The sequence below is a fragment of the Salmonella sp. NW722 genome (genome assembly GCF_051702785.1).
Classification (GTDB): Bacteria; Pseudomonadota; Gammaproteobacteria; order Enterobacterales; family Enterobacteriaceae; genus Salmonella; species Salmonella enterica.
In genome coordinates, this window is sequence record NZ_JAMMIN010000006.1 from 216,214 (window position 1) to 235,703 (window position 19,490).

The window sequence follows — 19,490 nt, forward strand, 5'->3', positions numbered from 1 at the left end:
TAATATTAAAACATCGGTCCATTATTTTTTTGAGCAAGTGCGTATTTTTGACAAGTTTCGGGGTCTGTTTTTATTTTGCCAGGGACCGAGGGTAAAGTTCTCTGCCTGAACGCCGATAACCTTTGACGAGTCCGGACAGTCACACTCCCATTAACAGGACAACTGAGATGATAAAGCAGGTTATCCAGCAGCTACGCGTTCCTGATGCAGGTATAGAGAATTTGCAGGAACGGCGCTATTGGCTGCAATGCGAGCGTGCCTATACTTACCAGCCGATATACCAGACGGATGGCCGTTTGATGGCGGTTGAACTTCTCACTGTCGTCACCCATCCTGATAACCCTTCCAGACGTATTGCCCCGGATCGTTATTTCGCGGAGTTAGCGGTTCGACACCGCATTGACGTAGTGAAAGAACAACTTCATCAGCTTGAACAAAAAGCGGATTTTTTCACTCGCCATCACTTATTGGCTTCGGTCAATGTCGACGGCCCTACGCTGATTGCCATGCGACGACAGCCGGACATTCTGGCCGCGATGGAGCGCTTACCCTGGCTGCGTTTCGAACTGGTGGAACATATTCGTTTGCCGAAAGACTCCTCTTTCGCCTCGATGTGTGAGTTCGGCCCGCTGTGGCTGGATGATTTTGGTACAGGCATGGCCAATTTTTCAGCGCTGAGCGAAGTGCGTTATGACTACATTAAAGTGGCGCGCGAGCTATTCGTCATGCTGCGTCAGTCCGCGGAGGGGCGCAACCTGTTCATTCTGCTGCTGCAACTGATGAACCGCTACTGCCGCGGCGTTATTGTCGAGGGTGTGGAGACGCTGGAAGAGTGGCGTGATGTGCAGCGTTCGCCCGCCTTTGCCGCCCAGGGTTATTTTCTTTCTCGACCCGTGCCGCTGATATCGCTCGAAGAGGTGATTCTGACCCTGTAACGCCAGACTGTTCCCGTAATACGTGGTATTACGAGGCGCGGTCATCCTCCTTTTTCGTCTGGCTGAACTATCTTTAGGACAGGCAAGGGAAGAAGTGAGGAAATAACACATGACTAAAGCAGGCAAAATAACCGCCGCCATCACAGGGACTTTCTTGTTGTTGATCGCCATAGTGATTTTGTTGATCGCAACATTTGACTGGAACCGCCTCAAACCGACCATCAACCAGAAAGTCTCTACCGAATTGAACCGGCCTTTCGCTATTCGCGGCGATTTAGGCGTGGTGTGGGAACGCCAAAAACAGGAGACCGGCTGGCGAAGCTGGGTACCGTGGCCGCATGTTCACGCGGAAGACGTCATTCTCGGCAATCCGCCGGATATTCCGGAAGTTACGATGGTGCATCTGCCACGCGTTGAGGCGACGCTTGCCCCACTGGCGCTCCTGACCAAAACCGTCTGGCTGCCGTGGATCAAACTGGTGAAACCCGACGCGCGTCTTATTCGTCTGTCCGAGAAAACCAATAACTGGACCTTTAACCTCGCGCAAGACAAGAATACGGACCCCAATGCTAAACCTTCCGCCTGGTCCTTCCGGCTGGATAATATTCTCTTCGACCAGGGGCGAATCGCGATCGATGATAAGGTCAGCAAAGCGGATATCACTATTCTGATCGATCCGTTAGGCAAACCGTTGCCGTTCAGCGAAGTGACGGGAACGAAAGGCAAAGCAGACAAATCCAGCGTGGGCGACTATGTCTTCGGCCTGAAGGCGCAGGGGCGTTATAACGGGGAACCGTTGACCGGTACGGGCAAAATAGGCGGTATGCTGGCGCTACGCAGCGAAAGTACGCCTTTTCCTGTGCAGGCCGATTTCCGCTCTGGCAACACGCGGGTGGCTTTTAGCGGCGTGGTGAACGAGCCGATGAAAATGGGCGGCGTCGATCTGCGGCTTAAATTCTCTGGCGATTCACTGGGCGATTTATATGATTTAACCGGCGTGCTGCTGCCGGATACGCCGCCGTTTGAGACCGATGGGCGACTGGTGGCGAAAATTGACGCCGAAAAGTCATCTGTATTTGATTATCGCGGTTTTAACGGGCGCATTGGCGACAGTGATATCCACGGCTCCCTCACTTATACCACCGGTAAACCGCGCCCTAAACTGGAAGGCGATGTCGAATCGCGCCAGTTACGACTGGCCGATCTTGGGCCGCTGATTGGCGTGGATTCCGGGAAAGACGTTGAGCAGTCGAAACGGTCTGAACAGCGCAAAGGCGAGAAGAATGTTCAGCCGGCGGATAAAGTGTTGCCTTATGATCGCTTTGAAACCGACAAATGGGACGTCATGGACGCCGATGTCCGGTTTAAAGGCCGACGTATTGAGCATGGCGGCAGTCTACCGATTAGCGATCTTTCGACCCATATCATCCTGAAAAACGCCGACTTACGTCTACAGCCGCTGAAGTTTGGTCTGGCAGGCGGCAGTATTGTCTCCAACATCCATCTGGAAGGGGATAAAAAGCCAATGCAGGGGCGGGCGGATATACAGGCGCGTCGGCTGAAGCTTAAAGAACTGATGCCGGATGTGGAGCTGATGCAGAAAACGCTGGGTGAGCTGAACGGCGATGCGGATATTCGCGGGACGGGCAACTCGGTCGCCGCGCTGCTTGGCAACAGTAACGGCAATCTGAAGTTATTGATGAATGATGGATTGATTAGCCGCAACCTGATGGAAATCGTGGGGCTGAACGTCGGCAACTATATTGTCGGGCAGATTTTTGGCGATGACGAAGTGCGGGTTAACTGCGCGGCGGCGAATCTCAATATTGCGAACGGCGTGGCGCGACCGCAAATTTTTGCTTTTGATACAGAAAATGCGTTGATTAACGTGACCGGTACGGCGAGCTTCGCCTCTGAACAGCTCGATTTAACCATTGATCCGGAAAGTAAGGGGATTCGTATTATTACGCTGCGATCGCCGCTGTACGTGCGTGGGACATTTAAAAATCCGCAGGCGGGCGTCAAGCCCGGCCCGCTGATTGCGCGCGGCGCGGTTGCGGCAGCGCTGGCGACGTTGGTAACGCCCGCCGCCGCGCTATTGGCGCTCATTTCGCCCTCTGAAGGCGAAGCCAATCAGTGCCGGACGATTTTAACGCAGATGAAGCAGTAACGTGAAACGTAGCGCCGGATGACGCCATCCGGCGCCCTATTACAACGCCTGATGACGCGTCTCATGGGTTAACAGCAGTGCAATCAGCGTCAGCGCCGCCATTGACGCCAGGTAAACCCCTACCGCCGCCAGCCCGTAGTGGCTTTGCAGCCATGCGGCAATATACGGCGCGACGGAAGCGCCCAGAATCGATGACACATTGTAGGAAAACGATGCGCCGGTATAGCGCACTTCCGTCGGAAATAGCTCCGGCAGCAGCGCTCCCATTGGGCCGAAGGTCAGCCCCATCAGGCTCAGGCCTAACAACAGGAACACGAATACCAGCGCTGGATTGCCTGAACCCAGCAGCGGGGTAAAGGCGAACAACGCGAAGAGAATGATGAGCGTGGTAATGATGACCATGCTTTTCCGACGGCCAAATGCGTCCGCCAGCAGGCCGGCGACGGGCACCATCACGCCGAAACCAATCACCGCCATCATCAGCATCCACAGTATTTCATTGCGCGGCAAGCCAAGCCCCACCGGCGCGGCGGCCGTGCTGTAAGTCATGGAATAGACGGTCATGATATAGAACAGCGTGTAGGTCGCCAGCATAATAAACGTGCCGAGAATGGTTACGCGGACATGCTTCGTCAGCAACGTGCCCAGCGGTATTTTTACCTGCTTTTTCGCTGCGGCGACTTTCGCAAACACCGGCGTTTCATGCAGCGACACGCGCACATACAGGCCGATAATCACCAGCACCGCCGAGAAGATAAACGGCACGCGCCAGCCCCAGCTCATAAACTGCTCGTCGGTCAGCAGCCAGGAGAGCAACAGGAAGGTGCCATTGGCAAAGAAGAAGCCGATCGGCGCGCCCAACTGCGGGAAGGAGCCATACAGCGCGCGTTTGCGCGGCGGCGCATTCTCCGTCGCTAATAACGCCGCGCCGCCCCATTCGCCGCCCAGCCCCAGTCCCTGACCGAAACGCGCCAGCGCCAGCAGCAGCGGCGCGAAAATACCTATCGTCGCGTAGCCCGGTAACAGACCGATAATAACCGTGGAGATCCCCATCGTCAGCAGCGAAGCCACCAGCGTGACTTTGCGGCCTACCCGGTCGCCGAAGTGGCCGAATAGCGCAGAGCCGATCGGACGCGCCACAAACGCGATAGCGAAGGTGGCGAGCGATTGTAGCGTTGCCGCAGTGGGATCGCCCTGGGGGAAGAAGATAAGGGGGAACACGATCACCGCAGCGGTGGCGTAAATATAGAAGTCGAAGAACTCAATTGCGGTGCCGATAAGCGAGGCAATAACGACTTTATTGCGTGAGTTTACCGGAACATGTTCCTGCTCATGGTCGAGTGTTGTGGCGGTTGCTTGCATACTATTTTCTTATTTTTAGCGAACGAATAGCCATATTACGCACAGCAAAAGTTATATTTCAATGTGTAACAAAAGCCAAAAATGGTCAAAAAAAGCGCAAAAAGGGGATAATGTTTAAGCCAGCCATTTTGCGTCTATGAAATGCTTCACATAATTTTAGAATTAGTGGATAAAACTGGTTTATGGTTAAATAAAAGTTAATTACTGGATTTATATGCTGAAACAATGAGATGAGGCGGAAGGTCGTGCCTGATTGTACCGCCGGGTACGCTTTGCTTGCCCGGCCTGGGTCCACACAGCAGTAGGCCGAATGACGACGCCGTGCGCGCCATTCGGCAGCAAGCCGCAGACTAGCGTTGCGTTTTACCCGGCATTCGCGGGTCGTCCTTATATTCGGCGGTGGCTATCCAGGCCGCGCAGAATAACGTCAGGCGGGCAAAAAAGTAGAAGAAGGCCATCAGACCGAGTACGGAGCCAAACGCCGCGCCGGAAGGCGATTTCACCAGTGACGGCAGCGTATAAGTCATAATGATTTTAATCACCTCAAAACCGATAGCGGCGATAAATGTCCCGCGAATCAACGCTTTTTTACGGGGACGATGGCGAGGCAGTCGCCAGAAAATCCAGAAGAAAAGCAGATAGTTGGCAAAAATAGAGATGGCTAGACCGATCAAATGCCAGGCCGGTTTTAACCATTCGATGCTGTCGAGATACAAGGCGGAGATGATCATCTGCTGGGCGGAACCGGCAATGGAAGTAATGGACAGCGTAATGATTAAAGCGATTAATAATCCAATCAGCGAGATAAAATCGCGCAGATATTTGAGCCAGATTTTCTCCTGATCCTGCGGCTTGCGCTCCCAGACGTCCCGTGACTGGGCGCGAATCGCTTCCCGCAGGTTGCCCATCCAGTTAACGCCGGAATAGAGCGCGATACCCAGTCCGACCAGCCCTACCGTGGTACGCTGTTGAACCGCCGTATTAATCGTATTTTTAAGCGTGGACGCCAGCGTAGGATCGCTCACATTCATCAATATCTTGCTGAAAATATCTTCCAGTAGATTAGGGTGCGAGGCGAGGATAAAACCTGCCGCGGCAAAGGACACCATCATTATCGGGATCATCGACAGAAACGAAAAGTAGGTGATAGCCGCGCCAAACTGATTACCCAGTCGATCGTTAAAACGTTCGGTCGCGCGAATGAGGTGGGCCACCATCGGTTGACGCTGAATTTTTTGCACCAGGGAGGTGACGGAATGCAACGCCTGATTTGCCTTTTCGTTTTTTTCCGGGGCGTCATGCGGCTGCGTTTCTATTTTTTGTATCGGGTCGTGCTCCAGTTCCTGAATAGGGCGTTTTACGTCATTTTCCTGCGTCATCAGGTCGGTAGTCCTTCATCATTAATAGAATATGTCAGTATAGCTTCTCCCCGGTGGATGCTGAAAATGCGGCTACTCTGCGGCCTCTTTAATGGTTTCAGTCAGCCATACCATAAACAGGTGTACCCGGCGGGAAAGATTACGGCGATGGGGATAATGCAGCGTCACCGGCAGTGGAGCGGCGCGATATTGCGGTAAAATTTCAATGAGCGTTCCGGCGCGTAACGCCTCCCGTACAGCAATGCGCGGCGTCTGAATGATCCCTAATCCTGCCAGACAGGCCGTATGCCAGGTCTCAGTACTGTTTACCGTTAGCATTCCGCCGGTTTTTACCCACTGCATACCGTGGGGAGTTTCAAAGGCAAAACCCGGTGAAGAGACTCCCGGCGTCAATGAATAATGCACCACCGCATGTGAGGCGAGGTCGTCAAGGTTTTCCGGATACCCAAAGCGCGCCAGGTATTGTGGGCTGGCGCAGTTCACCATCCTCAGTTTGCCAAGCGGGCGCGTCAGTATCCCTGGCGCATGTAGCGGCTCTGTGCGCACCACGCAGTCGAAATCTTCCCGTAGTAAATCGACCTGTCGATCGCTACTACAAAGTTCCAGCGCAATGCCGGGATACTGATGCAAAAAAGTGGGCAGGCGCGGCATGATAAGGCTGTTTGCGAGACATGGCGGTATATCTACCCGTATTTTGCCGCTGATACTGGCGGGATCAGGTTGGAAAAGACCCTCCAGTTCATCCAGGTTACTCAACAGATCTTTTGCCCGTTCGTAGTAAACCATTCCGTCCTGAGTAAGCTGTACCCGCCGGGTGGTGCGGTGGAGCAGGCGGATGCCCAGTTGATGTTCTAACGCTTGTATTTGCCGTGAGACGCTGCCTTTGGGAAGGCCGATATCCTCTGCTGCACGGGAAAAACTTTCCCGTTCCGCCACGCGTACAAACAATTTCATTGCATATATTTTATCCATCATCAGGCTCTATTATTGTTTTTATTGAAACAGTGACGCTGAGGCGGCTGGTTTTATTGATTTTCTATCATCTAATAAGCCCTTTCGCAATCATTGCTCGCGTGACGAATACGTCTGATCGCGTTGCGCGGCGGATTTATCGTCTTCCGGCCAGGCTTTTTAGCGCCAAAAAGCCGATAAACGGGACGAGAGCGGTAAAACACGCTGATAGCCGCGGGTGTAGTGGGAGAGAGAAATGCATGTACATATACGGTATTGTCATTGACCCATCGTCGCGGTTTTCAGGCGGATTGGCTATTTTTTAACAAAATGTGCTACTTTATTTTTTGTAACACATCAGGTGAAAAGCAGATATTTCCTTTGTGACGCGCCAGGCGTACTCTTCATTAAATTAATATTCAAATTAGCCTTGGCTGTTCGCGCTAATAAGATATTCCTTACTTTAAAAGGCTAATTTTAGCGAATTCTGTAATCCCGATGTTGAAGCTGTAAATATTCATAACCTTTCCCTTCCTCAACCAATGACTATCGGTAAAATGGCCTATACCAAATGGCGACTTCTTATTTTACCCTACGGGTAATACCCTTCCTCATCTTGAGACTATTATCTTACCCAGGTGGAGAAAAGTAATGCAGGTAATCATGTTTGACAGGCAGTCAATATTTATTCATGGAATGAAAATCAGTTTGCAGCAGCACATTCCAGGAATAAGTATCCAGAGTGTCGGTCAGGCAGAAGAACTCTGGCAAAAAATAGAAAGCGCGCCGGATGCGCTGGTCATGCTGGATAGCGGCCTGGATGCTGAATTTTGCCGCGAGGTGTTACAAAGAATCGCGCAGCAATTTCCGGAGGTGAAGATTATTATCACGGCGATGGATGGCAGTCAAAAGTGGCTGCATGAAGTCATGCAATTTAACGTTCAGGCCGTGGTGCCACGCGATTCTGATGCCGAAACCTTTGTCCTTGCGCTCAATGCTGTCGCTCGCGGGATGATGTTTTTACCGGGGGATTGGTTAAATTCAACGGAGCTGGAGTCCCGTGATATAAAAGCGTTAAGCGCCCGCCAGCGGGAAATTTTACAGATGCTTGCCGCAGGAGAATCAAATAAACAAATTGGGCGGGCGTTAAATATTAGTACCGGGACGGTTAAAGCGCATCTGGAGTCGCTTTACCGGCGGCTGGATGTAAAAAATCGTACCCAGGCCGCCATGATGTTAAATGAATCGAATTAACGACGTTAAATTCGCAGTCCGCTTATTTCTGGCTGTGAAATATCACCCGTATTGATTAATGATAAAAAACGCTGATGTCCGATGCTGAACATCAGCGCAATAAGCGTTTCGCGTTGAAACCGATCATTAAGTTCCGGCAAACAATTCTGTAGCAGCATATCGCAGCTATTGAGGTCATCCAGCAAGAATGCCTCCGCCTGTTCGGGCGTAATGAACGTCAGCGTTTCATCCGGCGTCAACATATGCCCGTAACCAATCACCCAGTTACCCTGCCGATCGCGATACTTTTCCAGCGACAGACCCTGCCACTGTTTAATAAACGCGATGCAGGCGGAGCTAAAGCGAGATGAAATGTGCGGCATGGCATCTTTCTCATAAAAAGCGCGATTATAAAGTGTGCTGCACGCGTGGCTAGCGGTCAGACGGCCAAACGCAGGCAGGGAAAAGGTCTATGCCGTTCAGCGTCACGCCGCGTTGACAGAATGAAAAACTGATGTTTTTGGTTAGTAACCGATCTTCTTATAAATTTGCAATCATTAAGATTAAGTCACTGAAATGTGGCTAAATCTGTTATATCTATGAAAAAACATAATTAAAAGAAAACGAAGATCTCGTCGCGGGATCGTCTTTTTAGGGAAGATAATGACGAATAGCGCTTCGCAGGCGACACGCGCGCCTTTTGAGCATAGCCTGGGGATTATCCGCCAGGCATCAATAGAAATCCTGCTGCTGCTGGGTATTCATACCACAGAGGGAAAAGAGCCCCGGTGGTTCATGGAACAACTTGAGCAGGCGCGTCTTAACCTGGGCGGTTGGGGCGCGGTGGCGAAAAAATTGCGGATAAATGACGCGCAGTTGAGCCAGTTTATGCTGCAACTGCGTCACCTTCAGCAGCATGTTCCCCAGTATGACAGCGGGCAAGAGGTGAGCGAAAATCAACTCCTTGCCGCGTTGCGTTTTGTCACCTCGCTGGAACATCTACGTCAGCAGCAGCCGCTACTGACGTATCAAACTGAGCTGGAAGACCCCGACCAGGAGGCGCATCTTGAGGCGCAGCGTCAGCTTCGGGCGATAGAACTGACGTTAAAAGCGCTTATTGCGCGCGCATGGCCGGATCGGGCGTCGCTGAATCACTACCTCAAGCAACATTTTGGCCCGGACCGTTTGCGCCAGTGGTTAAAACAGGGAGAAGATCAACATGCGCTGGAAGGCATGTTGTTCAGCGAACTGGCGCTTATGGTGGTTGATAAAAAATTGTTTGCCCGTCATTACGTCAGAATTTTTAATGACGCCTCAGCGTTAACGCTGTTCGCCGAGTCGCGCACCACTCTGCGTATGTTTCTGGATGATTGCCGCCTCGCGCGAAACGAGGTTATCGCCAGGCAGCCGCTCACCTCAGCGCAGCTTATGCTGCTAAACGTTCAGTATCAGCAAATCGTTCGGCCCATCCAGCGCGCCTATGCCGAAAAACGTACCCGCGTGAATCCCGCTTCGTTTCTGCTGGCGGATGAACGTGAATTGCGCCAGTTCTGGGAAACCGCACGGCTTAAAGATCGGCAGGCCGGGGGAGATAAGCATGAGATTAGCGAGAGCATAGAACCACCGCGTAAGCGGCCTCCGCGTACGCCTGAAGAGCGGGAGCAACTTATTTCCGGCGCTTTGTGGGGCGCGGTTGGCGTCATGACGCTGGCGATACTGGCGGGCGCGTTCTGGCTATTTAGTTCGTCGTCGCCAGACTCCGATAACGGGCAAACTCCCGCAATGGCGCAGGATGAACCGCCGCGCGAGGCGCCTTCCGCGCGGGAAACGCTCAATCATATGGGGATTACCTGGGATGCGTTTACCATGCGGGCGGCGATAGAGCGCAATGATACGCGGGTGACGGCGCTGTTCCTCCAGGGCGGAATGAACTGGCAGCTCGCGTGGACGGAGCAGGCGTTTGCGGCAGGACATACCGAGGTGCTGCAATTGTTGTTGCGTTATCCCGCGCTGATGGATGAGGTCAAACCCTGCCGACGATTTATCACAACGTTAAGTCATGATATGTCGAGCGGCGCGCCGCTGACCGCGATGCATAAAACCTATTTGCAAACGTTTTGCACCGTTCCGGCTGTTGTGACGCGCCAGCAGCACGATACGGAGCAGGCCCGACTGCGCGCTCAGGCCCGGCCCAGCGCAGACAATAAAAAATGGCTGAAAATTCAGTCAGCCATTTATGATGCGATTCACTGAGGCCGGAGCAGGTTAAGGCTCTCCGTAAAGGCCAATCAGGCGGCGCACCACGCCATTGGTCCAGCCGAACCCGTCCTGTAGCGGATACTCGCCCCCGCCGCCTTCGCGGGGCGTACCGCCGGAAATATGGTATTTCTCGATCAGTTTATGGTGCTCCTGATAAAAATGGTTCACCGTTTTTAACCAGTTATGAGCGATTTCATCGCCCAGCATATCGTCGCCATACCGTTTGAAGCCCTGAATCGCCATCCATTGCAGCGGTGCCCAGCCGTTCGGTTTATCCCACTGTTCGCCGGTTTCGTATTCGGTCGCCATAATCCCGCCGGGCGTTAACAGACGGCTGCGTACCACATTTGCCAGACGGTCGGCCTGCTCGTGGTTCGCCATACCGACATACAGCGGCACGATACTGGCAGCGGAAAAGAGCGCCATTTCTTCGCGTCGCCAGTCATAGTCCCGATAACAGCCGTTTTCATCATCCCACAGATAATGGTTCACGGCGGCGCGTCGATCGCTGGCTTTCTGGCGAAATAGCGCCTCGGTGTCACGTTCGCCTTTCAGCGCTGAAATATTGGCGATAGCGCTCTCCAGTTTATACAGAAAAGCGTTCAAATCGATAGGGATAAACTGGGTCGTACGTATGCTGGCAAGCCGGCCCGCATCGCGTAGCCAGCGTGAAGAATAGTCCCAGCCGGACGCCGCCCCGGCGCGCAAATCCCGGTAGACTTCATTGGGCGGACGACCGGAGTGTTTTGCGGTTTCGACATCTTCCAGCCAGGACTCGTCGCGCGGCGTGTCGCGATCGTCCCAGTAGCGGTTCAGCAGGGAACCGTCCGGCATCCGCACAACGTGGCGATAAGCCTGGTTGAGCGCCAGCGATTCGGCGCCGTCCATCCAGAAGGCGTATTCCATTTTGAGATGGTCGAGATAACGCCGCGCGCCGCGTACGCCATCTTCTTCGAATAGTTCAACCATCAGGGCGAAAACCGGCGGCTGCGAGCGGCTCAGATAATAGGTCCGGTTGCCGTTGGGAATATGGCCATAGTTTTCAATCATCCAGGCGAAATTATCCGCCATACATTTAAGTAAGTCTTCGCGCCCGCTTTCCGCCAGACCCAGCATGGTAAAATAAGAGTCCCAATAATAGGTTTCGCTAAAACGGCCTCCCGGCACGATATAGGATTGCGGCAGCGCCAGCAGCGAAGACCACGGAATATGATCCTGCGGTTCGCGCGTCAGTATCGGCCAAAGCTGGTCAATATGTTCTTTGAGCGAGTTTTCGGGGTTAGAGACATACTCGCTGGATAAGGTTTCCGGTAGCCAGAAATGGTTCTCGACGAAGCGGCGTAAGTCAAAATCACGGTGGCGTCTGACCTTACGGTAGCGGATCAGGATATCAAGCGGGTCCATCTTCGGCGCGCAGTCCGGGAACGTTTTACTGTCTGGAAACAGTTTTGTTGACTGTACATGCTCGAACAGTTCGAGATACCGATCGGCAGGGGTCAGGGCGTCAGAGGCGGGAAGCCCCTCGATCATCTCCGGCTCCGGTTCCGCCTCGATCATTTCATCCAGCTTTAACTCGCACGGGTCTGTTTCATAAAGCAGATCGACATCAATAGTCAGATCTGCAGAAGGCGTGGGGTTTAATTTCTGGTTGAGCATAATGACAAGGACCTCCGGCTTGCGTCGTAAAAGATACGGGTGTTGCCCGGCTGTCTATTAAGCGTAGACATTCGCTTCGATACCTGAGTGGCAAAGTGTGCGATAGATCACATTTTGCAATTTATCTCTCAAGAAAAACACTTCATAACTTACTGAATAGTATTGCGAAAATCCTATTTTCATGACGCCCGCCCCAGACCTAAAATCAGAACATTCGTTTCATAGCGGTATCACTACGTCGCCGCATGGCGTGGATTCACAAGCAAAGGTAACGTAAATAGTTATAATACAAGCTATGGCACCATGATAATACAAATGGATACAAATGATCGAGCAACCCGACAGTAAAAGCGCCAAACCGCTTTATAAGCAGCTTGAAGCCGCCTTAAAAGAGGCCATTGCGCGTGGAGAGTATAAACCAGGCCAGCAGATCCCGACGGAAAATGAACTGAGCGCGCGCTGGCAGGTGAGCAGGGTCACGGTCCGTAAGGCGTTGGATGCGCTGACGCGTGAAAATTTGCTGACCCGTGTCTCCGGCAAAGGCACCTTTGTCTCTGGTGAGAAATTTCAGCGCAGCATGACCGGCATCATGAGTTTCAGCGAGTTATGCCAGTCCCAGGGACGTCGCCCGGGGTCACGCACTATCAAATCCGTTTTTGAATCGGTAGACGATGAGACAAAAGCGTTACTGAATATGAACGATGGCGAAAAAGCGGTCGTCATTGAACGTATCCGCTATGCCGACGATGTGGCGGTATCGCTGGAAACCGTACATCTTCCCCCACGTTTTGCGTTTTTGCTGGACGAAGATCTTAATAATCACTCTTTGTATGAATGCTTACGCGAGAAACACCACTTATGGTTTACCCACTCCCGTAAGATGATCGAACTGGTTTATGCCAGCTTTGAAGTCGCCCATTATCTTGGCGTCAACGAGGGTTATCCGCTGATCCTGATAAAAAGTGAAATGATTGATAACAAAGGAGAACTCTCCTGCGTTTCGCAACAGTTGATTGTCGGCGATAAAATACGGTTTACCGTATGATGTCAGCATTACGCTAACGAAGAGCAGGCTGAATCGGGATCCAGATCGCGGATCCCGATTTTTTTTGCTTTCCATCTTGATCAAATGTCTTTAAATGTCATATAAAAATGATAATACATTATGAGTCATTTATGGCGAATCCTCGCCTGTATCATTGATGGAACCAGAGGAAAGCATGATGGGTATGAAAGAGACAGTTAGCAATATTGTGACCAGCCAGGCAGAGAAAGGAGGCGTTAAACATGTCTATTATGTGGCGTGCGGCGGTTCTTATGCGGCGTTCTATCCGGCGAAAGCATTTTTAGAAAAAGAAGCGAAAGCGTTGACTGTCGGTCTGTATAACAGCGGAGAATTTATTAACAACCCGCCGGTAGCGCTGGGAGAAAATGCCGTTGTGGTTGTCGCCTCCCACAAAGGTAATACGCCAGAGACAATTAAAGCGGCTGAAATCGCCCGTCAGCACGGCGCGCCGGTCATTGGTTTAACCTGGATAATGGATTCACCGTTGGTGGCGCATTGCGACTATGTGGAAACGTACACGTTTGGCGACGGTAAAGATATTGCCGGAGAGAAAACGATGAAAGGCCTGCTGAGTGCGGTCGAACTGCTCCAGCAGACGGAAGGGTATGCGCACTACGACGATTTTCAGGATGGCGTCAGCAAAATCAACCGTATCGTCTGGCGCGCTTGCGAGCAGGTTGCGGAACGCGCGCAGGCGTTCGCGCAGGAATATAAAGACGATAAAGTCATTTATACCGTCGCCAGCGGCGCGGGCTATGGCGCAGCCTACCTACAGAGCATCTGCATCTTTATGGAAATGCAATGGATACATTCCGCCTGTATTCATAGCGGTGAGTTTTTCCACGGGCCGTTTGAAATTACCGATGCGAATACGCCTTTCTTCTTCCAGTTTTCCGAGGGCAATACGCGGGCGGTGGATGAACGCGCGTTAAACTTCCTGAAAAAATATGGCCGCCGGATTGAAGTTGTCGATGCGAAAGAGCTGGGGCTATCGACCATTAAAACCACGGTTATTGATTACTTTAACCACTCTCTCTTTAATAACGTTTATCCCGTTTACAATCGGGCGTTAGCTGAGGCGCGTCAGCATCCGTTAACGACGCGCCGCTATATGTGGAAAGTGAAATATTAATTACATCAGGATGGATAAAAAAGCAGGGACGCTTTTTATTGTAAAGACAAACAAGGAATAATGATGAGCATCAGCGTATTGGGTATTGGCGACAACGTTGTCGATAAATACCTGCATTCCGGCATCATGTACCCCGGCGGTAATGCATTAAATTTTGCTGTCTATGCGAAATTAGCAGACATCCCCAGCGCGTTTATGGGGGCGTTTGGCAATGACGACGCCGCGCAGCACGTACAGGATGTATTACACCAGCTACAGATAGACATCTCTCACAGCCGCCATTATACCGGCGAAAATGGGTATGCCTGTATCCGTCTCTCGCATGGCGATCGGCAATTTGTCGCCAGCAACAAAAACGGCGTATTGCGGGAACATCCTTTTAGTCTGTCTGACGACGATCTTCGCTATATATCACAATTTACCTTAGTCCATTCCAGTATTAACGGCCACCTGGAATCGGAACTGGAGAAAATTAAACAACAAACCGTCTTACTCTCTTTTGATTTTTCCGGGCGCGGTACAGACGACTATTTTGAAAAGGTATGCCCGTGGGTAGATTATGGATTTGTCTCCTGTAGCGGGTTATCGCCAGATGAAATCAAAATAAAACTCAATAAACTTTATCGTTATGGCTGTCGGCATATTATTGCCACCTGCGGGCATGAAAAAGTTTATTATTTTTCCGGCAGGGATTATCTGGAGTGGCAACCTGTTTATATCGAACCTGTCGATACGCTGGGCGCAGGCGACGCGTTCTTAACCGGTTTTTTGCTTTCCATTTTGCAATCGGGTATGGCGGAACCCGATAAAGAAAGCGTGTTACGCGCCATGCGGCAGGGCGGGAAATCGGCGGCGCAGGTGTTATCTCATTACGGCGCATTTGGTTTTGGTAAACCGTTTGCACAATAGGTTACGTCCCTCAATGTAAAGCGACACTCACTCCAGATAACCCAGGAGGAAGTATGTTTTGGACGGAATTATGTTTTATCCTTGTGGCCCTGATGATAGGCGCCAGGATCGGCGGCGTATTTTTAGGGATGGTCGGCGGGTTAGGCGTCGGCGTGATGGTTTTTATTTTTGGCCTGACGCCTTCTACGCCACCGATTGATGTTATTCTGATTATTCTTTCTGTTGTCCTGGCGGCCGCTTCTTTACAGGCCTCCGGCGGGCTGGATTTACTGGTTAAACTGGCGGAAAAAATTCTGCGTCGCCACCCTCGTTATATTACGTTATTAGCGCCGTTTATCTGTTATATCTTCACTTTTATGTCAGGAACGGGGCATGTCGTTTATAGCTTGCTACCGGTTATTTCTGAAGTCGCACGGGATTCAGGTATTCGACCGGAACGTCCTTTATCTATTTCCGTTATCGCATCGCAACAGGCGATCACCGCCAGTCCTATATCTGCCGCCATGGCGGCGATGATTGGTTTAATGGCGCCGTTGGGCGTCTCTATTTCAACCATTATGATGATTTGCGTGCCCGCCACGTTAATCGGCGTAGCGATGGGGGCAATAGCGACCTTTAATAAAGGAAAAGAGTTAAAAGACGATCCGGAATATCAACGTCGGCTTGCTGAAGGGTTAATTAAACCTGCGCAGAAAGAAAGTAAAAATACGGTAGTCACTTCGCGCGCCAAATTGTCGGTGGCGTTATTTCTGACCAGCGCGATCGTTATCGTTCTGTTAGGACTGATTCCGGCGCTGCGGCCCATGGTGGAAACAGCGAAAGGGCTACAACCGCTTTCGATGTCCGCCGCTATCCAGATTACGATGCTCTCTTTTGCCTGCCTGATTGTGTTGTTATGTCGGCCGCAGGTCGATCAGATTATCAGCGGTACGGTATTTCGGGCGGGCGCGCTGGCGATTGTCTGCGCCTTCGGCCTGGCCTGGATGAGTGAGACGTTCGTGAATGGTCATATCGCGTTGATTAAGGCAGAAGTGCAAACTCTATTGCAACAGCATACCTGGCTTATCGCCATTATGATGTTTTTCGTGTCCGCTATGGTCAGCAGCCAGGCGGCAACGACGTTAATTCTGTTGCCGCTGGGGCTGGCGTTAGGGTTGCCCGCTTATGCATTAATCGGTTCCTGGCCTGCCGTTAACGGCTATTTCTTTATTCCGGTGGCGGGACAGTGTCTGGCGGCGCTGGCGTTTGACGACACCGGTACGACGCGTATCGGCAAATATGTGCTTAACCATAGTTTTATGCGTCCGGGATTAGTTAACGTGATTGTCTCGGTCATTGTCGGGCTGTTAATAGGAAAAATGGTTCTGGCCTGATTGTTATTCATGTTTTTATAGCACACGCCACTTATTATTTTTAATTCAGAGGAAGAAAATGAAAATTAGAGTTTTCATGGCCACCGTGTTGCTGCTCATCAGCCACTGTGTATTTAGCACAACGTCACTACCGCATATTGTTATTCTCGCGACAGGCGGTACTATCGCCGGGACGGCAGCCAATAATACGCAAACCGCCGGATATAAATCCGGTGAACTTGGCGTGCAAACATTAATAAATGCCGTGCCGGAAATGAATAATATCGCTCGCGTTGACGGCGAGCAGGTGGCGAATATTGGTAGCGAAAATATGACCAGCGATATCATCCTGAAACTTTCACAGAAGGTGAATGCGTTATTGGCGCGGGACGATGTTGACGGTGTGGTTATTACTCATGGCACTGACACGCTCGATGAAACCGCCTACTTTCTTAATTTGACCGTGAAAAGCGACAAACCGGTGGTGTTTACCGCTGCAATGCGGCCCGCGTCGGCAATCAGCGCCGATGGCGCAATGAACCTGCTGGAAGCGGTCACGGTGGCTGCTGACCCGAATGCGAAGGGACGCGGTGTAATGGTCGTTTTAAACGATCGTATTGGTTCGGCGCGCTTTGTAACGAAAACCAATGCCACGACTCTGGATACCTTTAAAGCGCCGGAAGAGGGCTATCTGGGGGGCATCGTTAATGGTCAGCCACAGTTCGAAACGCGGGTGGAAAAAATTCATACCCTGCGATCTGTTTTTGACGTACGTAATATCAAGAAATTACCCAATGTGGTGATTATTTACGGCTATCAGGACGACCCGGAATATATGTATGATGCGGCGATCGCCCATCACGCGGACGGTATTATTTATGCCGGAACCGGCGCAGGTTCGGTCTCGGTACGCAGCGACGCGGGGATTAAAAAAGCGGAGAAGGCCGGGATTATCGTGGTGCGTGCTTCCCGCACCGGAAACGGCGTCGTACCGTTGGATAAAGGGCAGCCAGGGCTGGTGTCTGACTCGCTCAACCCGGCGAAGGCGCGAGTCTTGCTGATGACGGCATTAACTCAGACGCGTAATCCGGAACTGATCCAGAGTTATTTCAGTACGTATTAATCATGAAGGCTTGTGCGCCCACCCTCGAAGATGGGCGCACAGAGCGATGAATGCAGGTCGGTGGCCTTTACGTAGTTGAATTCCGGTCTTACAGGTCGGAGTAGTCTAAGGCATGAGCAACATCCGCAAGCATTGGAAAAGAGCTTTGTCCACCATACTTTTGAATTGAGCACATGCTTATTTCAGCAGCAAAAGGGATGGCCTTTGTTAAAGGGATATTATTAACCAGGCAGTAGGCAATGCCGCCGATAAATGAATCGCCAGCACCTGTAGTATCAATAACTTCAGGGCAAAAGACCGCTGGAAAGTGCATGGTTGACTCATCCGAGGATAATACCGCGCCTTTTTCCCCTAATGTTATAATGACATTACTCCTAACCATTTTATGTAACTTAGCGGCACAAGAATGAGCGTCATCAATTGATGAAACTTCACTACCTGCCATAAAGCTGGCTTCTGTTTCATTAACGACCAGGTAATCAACAGAACTTAATGTTGATGGCGCTATACTTCTGGCTGGCGCATTATTAAGTATAACTTTGCATTGATACATACTGGCGACTTTAATAACATATTCAACGATATGTGAAGGTATTTCTGATTGCAGAATCACCAGCGGTTTTCCATCAAATAAATTATCGCTAATATCATTTTCGTTTAACAGATAGTTAGCTCCTTTAATAATGGTGCTACAATAATCACCGGACTCAAGGATCTGTACGATGCCGATACCTGTGGTGGTTCCCCTTTTCAATACGTTAGCAACGGAGACATTATTTTCATGTAGGGCATTAATGAGGTGCTCGCCATAAATGTCGTTCCCTACACACCCCACCATACTCACGTTCAATCCCAGTTTTGAGCACTGTACCGCTTGATTAGCACCTTTACCACCAGGCATTAACATCAATTCATTACCCGTAAATGTTTCTCCTACTTCAGGCAGACGATCTTGCTGAATAAGAATGTCGTAATTAAGACTTCCAATAACAACTACATCTCTTTTCATTTTATTTACCTTTAACTGACAGTGCGTTTGGAGATCACCGCGTTCCTGGTGCTTAATAAGCTATTCTTAGTTATCTCACTGGTTTTACTGGCGATAATAGTAAAAATAGCATCAAGAATATTTAGGTGTACAATTCGGGTAGTGGCGTTCTCTCCGGTGATAGGGTTATTTTTTACCGCAGAGATTATCGAATGACGACAAATCAGGCTAAGAGGACTATTGGGATAGTTCGTTAAGCAAATTGTTTCGGCACCTCTTTCATTTGCAATATTAACCATCTGAATAATGTCAGAAGTTTGTCCTGAGTGTGATACTGCGAGAAGAATATCACCCTGGCGCATAAGGGATGCGGACATCAGTTGCTTATGGCTATCACTGAATACAGTTGAAAAAATACCTATCTTCAATAGCTTATGGTTAAAGTCATCGCAGATGGACGCTGAGCCACCACAGCCAGCAATAAAAATTTTTGCTTCAGCGTTTTTATGGATAAAAAGCCAGGCAACTGATTTGATAATAGAGCAGTCAATAACATTTAACGCCTCTTGCAACGCCAGAATAGAATTCAAGAGTGTGCTTTCGAAAATTTTCTCTATGAATCCTTCAGAATCAGGAATGACAGGAATATCTACGGTATCTTCATTGTTGTTAATATTTTTAGAAATACTGAGCTTTAAGTCATGAAACCCTGTAAACCCGAGTTTTTTTGAAACCTTTGTAATGCTTGATACACTTACTTTAAGATAATGTGCAATATCGGTAATTGACATGTTTGATAAAGTCTGGGGATTATCATGAATGAAACGAGCGATTGCTCGTTCTTTTTTACCCAGTTCAGGAGCAAGGGTTTTTGCAAGTAAAAAAACTTCATTGCCATTAAGTCTGCTGTGCATAACTCCTCCTGTAGATGTAAAAATAAAACTACCATGCTATAACCATATTAAAATGTTATCT

General features: G+C 50.4%; 16 protein-coding genes. 9 read left to right on the forward strand and 7 right to left on the reverse strand.

What is annotated here, in order from left to right; all coding sequences use genetic code 11:
- The first annotated feature begins 167 nt into the window (after positions 1–167).
- Both pdeH and NA330_RS16535 read left to right on the forward strand, forming a co-directional pair.
- Entirely contained in the window at positions 168–935 is a 768-nt protein-coding gene (gene pdeH / locus NA330_RS16530) for a cyclic-guanylate-specific phosphodiesterase (protein WP_000595623.1), read from the forward strand.
- Positions 936–1,044: 109 nt separating this feature from the next.
- A complete protein-coding gene (locus tag NA330_RS16535) occupies positions 1,045–3,105 on the forward strand; it encodes an AsmA family protein (RefSeq protein ID WP_023181741.1) in 2,061 nt (686 codons plus the stop codon).
- Positions 3,106–3,144: 39 nt separating this feature from the next.
- Here the strand turns inward: NA330_RS16535 and NA330_RS16540 are convergent, their stop codons facing one another.
- The 3 genes from NA330_RS16540 to NA330_RS16550 form a co-directional block, all read right to left on the reverse strand.
- Positions 3,145–4,467, reverse strand: coding sequence for an MFS transporter (locus NA330_RS16540; RefSeq protein WP_001148981.1), 1,323 nt, complete (start codon positions 4,465–4,467; stop codon positions 3,145–3,147).
- 350 nt (positions 4,468–4,817) lie between these two features.
- The gene (gene yhjD, locus NA330_RS16545) at positions 4,818–5,846 is read right to left on the reverse strand and encodes an inner membrane protein YhjD (protein WP_000191230.1); all 1,029 of its coding nucleotides are present in this window, start codon (positions 5,844–5,846) and stop codon (positions 4,818–4,820) included.
- A gap of 72 nt (positions 5,847–5,918) precedes the next feature.
- On the reverse strand, positions 5,919–6,818 hold the full coding sequence (locus tag NA330_RS16550) for a LysR family transcriptional regulator (RefSeq protein ID WP_000358040.1): 900 nt from the start codon (positions 6,816–6,818) through the stop codon (positions 5,919–5,921).
- 630 nt (positions 6,819–7,448) lie between these two features.
- Here NA330_RS16550 and NA330_RS16555 point away from each other — a divergent pair.
- Complete coding sequence (locus tag NA330_RS16555) at positions 7,449–8,051, forward strand: response regulator transcription factor (RefSeq protein WP_001196081.1); 603 nt, start codon at positions 7,449–7,451, stop codon at positions 8,049–8,051.
- Between the two features lie 5 nt (positions 8,052–8,056).
- Here NA330_RS16555 and NA330_RS16560 read toward each other — a convergent pair whose 3' ends face one another.
- On the reverse strand, positions 8,057–8,413 hold the full coding sequence (locus tag NA330_RS16560; RefSeq protein ID WP_001120252.1) for a glycoside hydrolase family protein: 357 nt from the start codon (positions 8,411–8,413) through the stop codon (positions 8,057–8,059).
- Between the two features lie 280 nt (positions 8,414–8,693).
- On the opposite strand from NA330_RS16560, the gene NA330_RS16565 reads away from it, so the two are divergent.
- Positions 8,694–10,283 carry an STY4199 family HEPN domain-containing protein gene (locus tag NA330_RS16565; RefSeq protein ID WP_023205338.1) on the forward strand — a complete coding sequence of 530 codons (1,590 nt, stop codon included), beginning with the start codon at positions 8,694–8,696 and terminating at the stop codon, positions 10,281–10,283.
- A 12-nt stretch (positions 10,284–10,295) separates the two neighbouring features.
- On the opposite strand, the gene NA330_RS16570 is transcribed toward NA330_RS16565, so the two are convergent.
- Positions 10,296–11,945 carry an alpha,alpha-trehalase gene (locus tag NA330_RS16570; protein ID WP_080164349.1) on the reverse strand — a complete coding sequence of 550 codons (1,650 nt, stop codon included), beginning with the start codon at positions 11,943–11,945 and terminating at the stop codon, positions 10,296–10,298.
- Positions 11,946–12,270: 325 nt separating this feature from the next.
- On the opposite strand from NA330_RS16570, the gene NA330_RS16575 reads away from it, so the two are divergent.
- The 5 genes from NA330_RS16575 to fraE all read left to right on the forward strand — a co-directional run bounded on the left by NA330_RS16575 (position 12,271) and on the right by fraE (position 17,527).
- The gene (locus NA330_RS16575; protein WP_000572565.1) at positions 12,271–12,990 is read left to right on the forward strand and encodes a GntR family transcriptional regulator; all 720 of its coding nucleotides are present in this window, start codon (positions 12,271–12,273) and stop codon (positions 12,988–12,990) included.
- 175 nt (positions 12,991–13,165) lie between these two features.
- Positions 13,166–14,143: a 6-phosphofructose-aspartate deglycase gene (gene fraB / locus NA330_RS16580; protein ID WP_077943755.1), complete on the forward strand. Its 978-nt coding sequence runs from the start codon at positions 13,166–13,168 to the stop codon at positions 14,141–14,143.
- Positions 14,144–14,206: 63 nt separating this feature from the next.
- Positions 14,207–15,052: a fructose-aspartate kinase gene (gene fraD, locus NA330_RS16585; RefSeq protein ID WP_020899350.1), complete on the forward strand. Its 846-nt coding sequence runs from the start codon at positions 14,207–14,209 to the stop codon at positions 15,050–15,052.
- A gap of 53 nt (positions 15,053–15,105) precedes the next feature.
- Complete coding sequence (locus tag NA330_RS16590) at positions 15,106–16,425, forward strand: anaerobic C4-dicarboxylate transporter family protein (RefSeq protein WP_000498935.1); 1,320 nt, start codon at positions 15,106–15,108, stop codon at positions 16,423–16,425.
- Positions 16,426–16,483: 58 nt separating this feature from the next.
- Positions 16,484–17,527, forward strand: coding sequence for a fructose-asparagine asparaginase (gene fraE, locus NA330_RS16595; protein WP_001728764.1), 1,044 nt, complete (start codon positions 16,484–16,486; stop codon positions 17,525–17,527).
- An 88-nt stretch (positions 17,528–17,615) separates the two neighbouring features.
- Here fraE and NA330_RS16600 read toward each other — a convergent pair whose 3' ends face one another.
- Together NA330_RS16600 and NA330_RS16605 are read right to left on the reverse strand one after the other, a co-directional pair.
- The gene (locus NA330_RS16600) at positions 17,616–18,536 is read right to left on the reverse strand and encodes a ribokinase (protein WP_000817628.1); all 921 of its coding nucleotides are present in this window, start codon (positions 18,534–18,536) and stop codon (positions 17,616–17,618) included.
- Positions 18,537–18,547: 11 nt separating this feature from the next.
- A complete protein-coding gene (locus NA330_RS16605) occupies positions 18,548–19,429 on the reverse strand; it encodes an SIS domain-containing protein (protein WP_000556200.1) in 882 nt (293 codons plus the stop codon).
- Between the last annotated feature and the right edge of the window lie 61 nt (positions 19,430–19,490).

Excerpts from the sequence above, each read along its gene's own strand:
- yhjD (WP_000191230.1), bottom strand. The coding sequence starts at position 5,846 with ATGACGCAGGAAAATGACGTAAAACGCCCTATTCAGGAACTGGAGCAC.
- NA330_RS16590 (WP_000498935.1), top strand. The coding sequence starts at position 15,106 with ATGTTTTGGACGGAATTATGTTTTATCCTTGTGGCCCTGATGATAGGC.
- NA330_RS16535 (WP_023181741.1), top strand. The coding sequence starts at position 1,045 with ATGACTAAAGCAGGCAAAATAACCGCCGCCATCACAGGGACTTTCTTG.
- fraB (WP_077943755.1), top strand. The coding sequence starts at position 13,166 with ATGATGGGTATGAAAGAGACAGTTAGCAATATTGTGACCAGCCAGGCA.
- NA330_RS16600 (WP_000817628.1), bottom strand. The coding sequence starts at position 18,536 with ATGAAAAGAGATGTAGTTGTTATTGGAAGTCTTAATTACGACATTCTT.
- fraE (WP_001728764.1), top strand. The coding sequence starts at position 16,484 with ATGAAAATTAGAGTTTTCATGGCCACCGTGTTGCTGCTCATCAGCCAC.
- NA330_RS16540 (WP_001148981.1), bottom strand. The coding sequence starts at position 4,467 with ATGCAAGCAACCGCCACAACACTCGACCATGAGCAGGAACATGTTCCG.
- NA330_RS16550 (WP_000358040.1), bottom strand. The coding sequence starts at position 6,818 with ATGGATAAAATATATGCAATGAAATTGTTTGTACGCGTGGCGGAACGG.
- NA330_RS16570 (WP_080164349.1), bottom strand. The coding sequence starts at position 11,945 with ATGCTCAACCAGAAATTAAACCCCACGCCTTCTGCAGATCTGACTATT.
- fraD (WP_020899350.1), top strand. The coding sequence starts at position 14,207 with ATGAGCATCAGCGTATTGGGTATTGGCGACAACGTTGTCGATAAATAC.
- NA330_RS16565 (WP_023205338.1), top strand. The coding sequence starts at position 8,694 with ATGACGAATAGCGCTTCGCAGGCGACACGCGCGCCTTTTGAGCATAGC.
- pdeH (WP_000595623.1), top strand. The coding sequence starts at position 168 with ATGATAAAGCAGGTTATCCAGCAGCTACGCGTTCCTGATGCAGGTATA.
- NA330_RS16575 (WP_000572565.1), top strand. The coding sequence starts at position 12,271 with ATGATCGAGCAACCCGACAGTAAAAGCGCCAAACCGCTTTATAAGCAG.
- NA330_RS16555 (WP_001196081.1), top strand. The coding sequence starts at position 7,449 with ATGCAGGTAATCATGTTTGACAGGCAGTCAATATTTATTCATGGAATG.
- NA330_RS16560 (WP_001120252.1), bottom strand. The coding sequence starts at position 8,413 with ATGCCGCACATTTCATCTCGCTTTAGCTCCGCCTGCATCGCGTTTATT.
- NA330_RS16605 (WP_000556200.1), bottom strand. The coding sequence starts at position 19,429 with ATGCACAGCAGACTTAATGGCAATGAAGTTTTTTTACTTGCAAAAACC.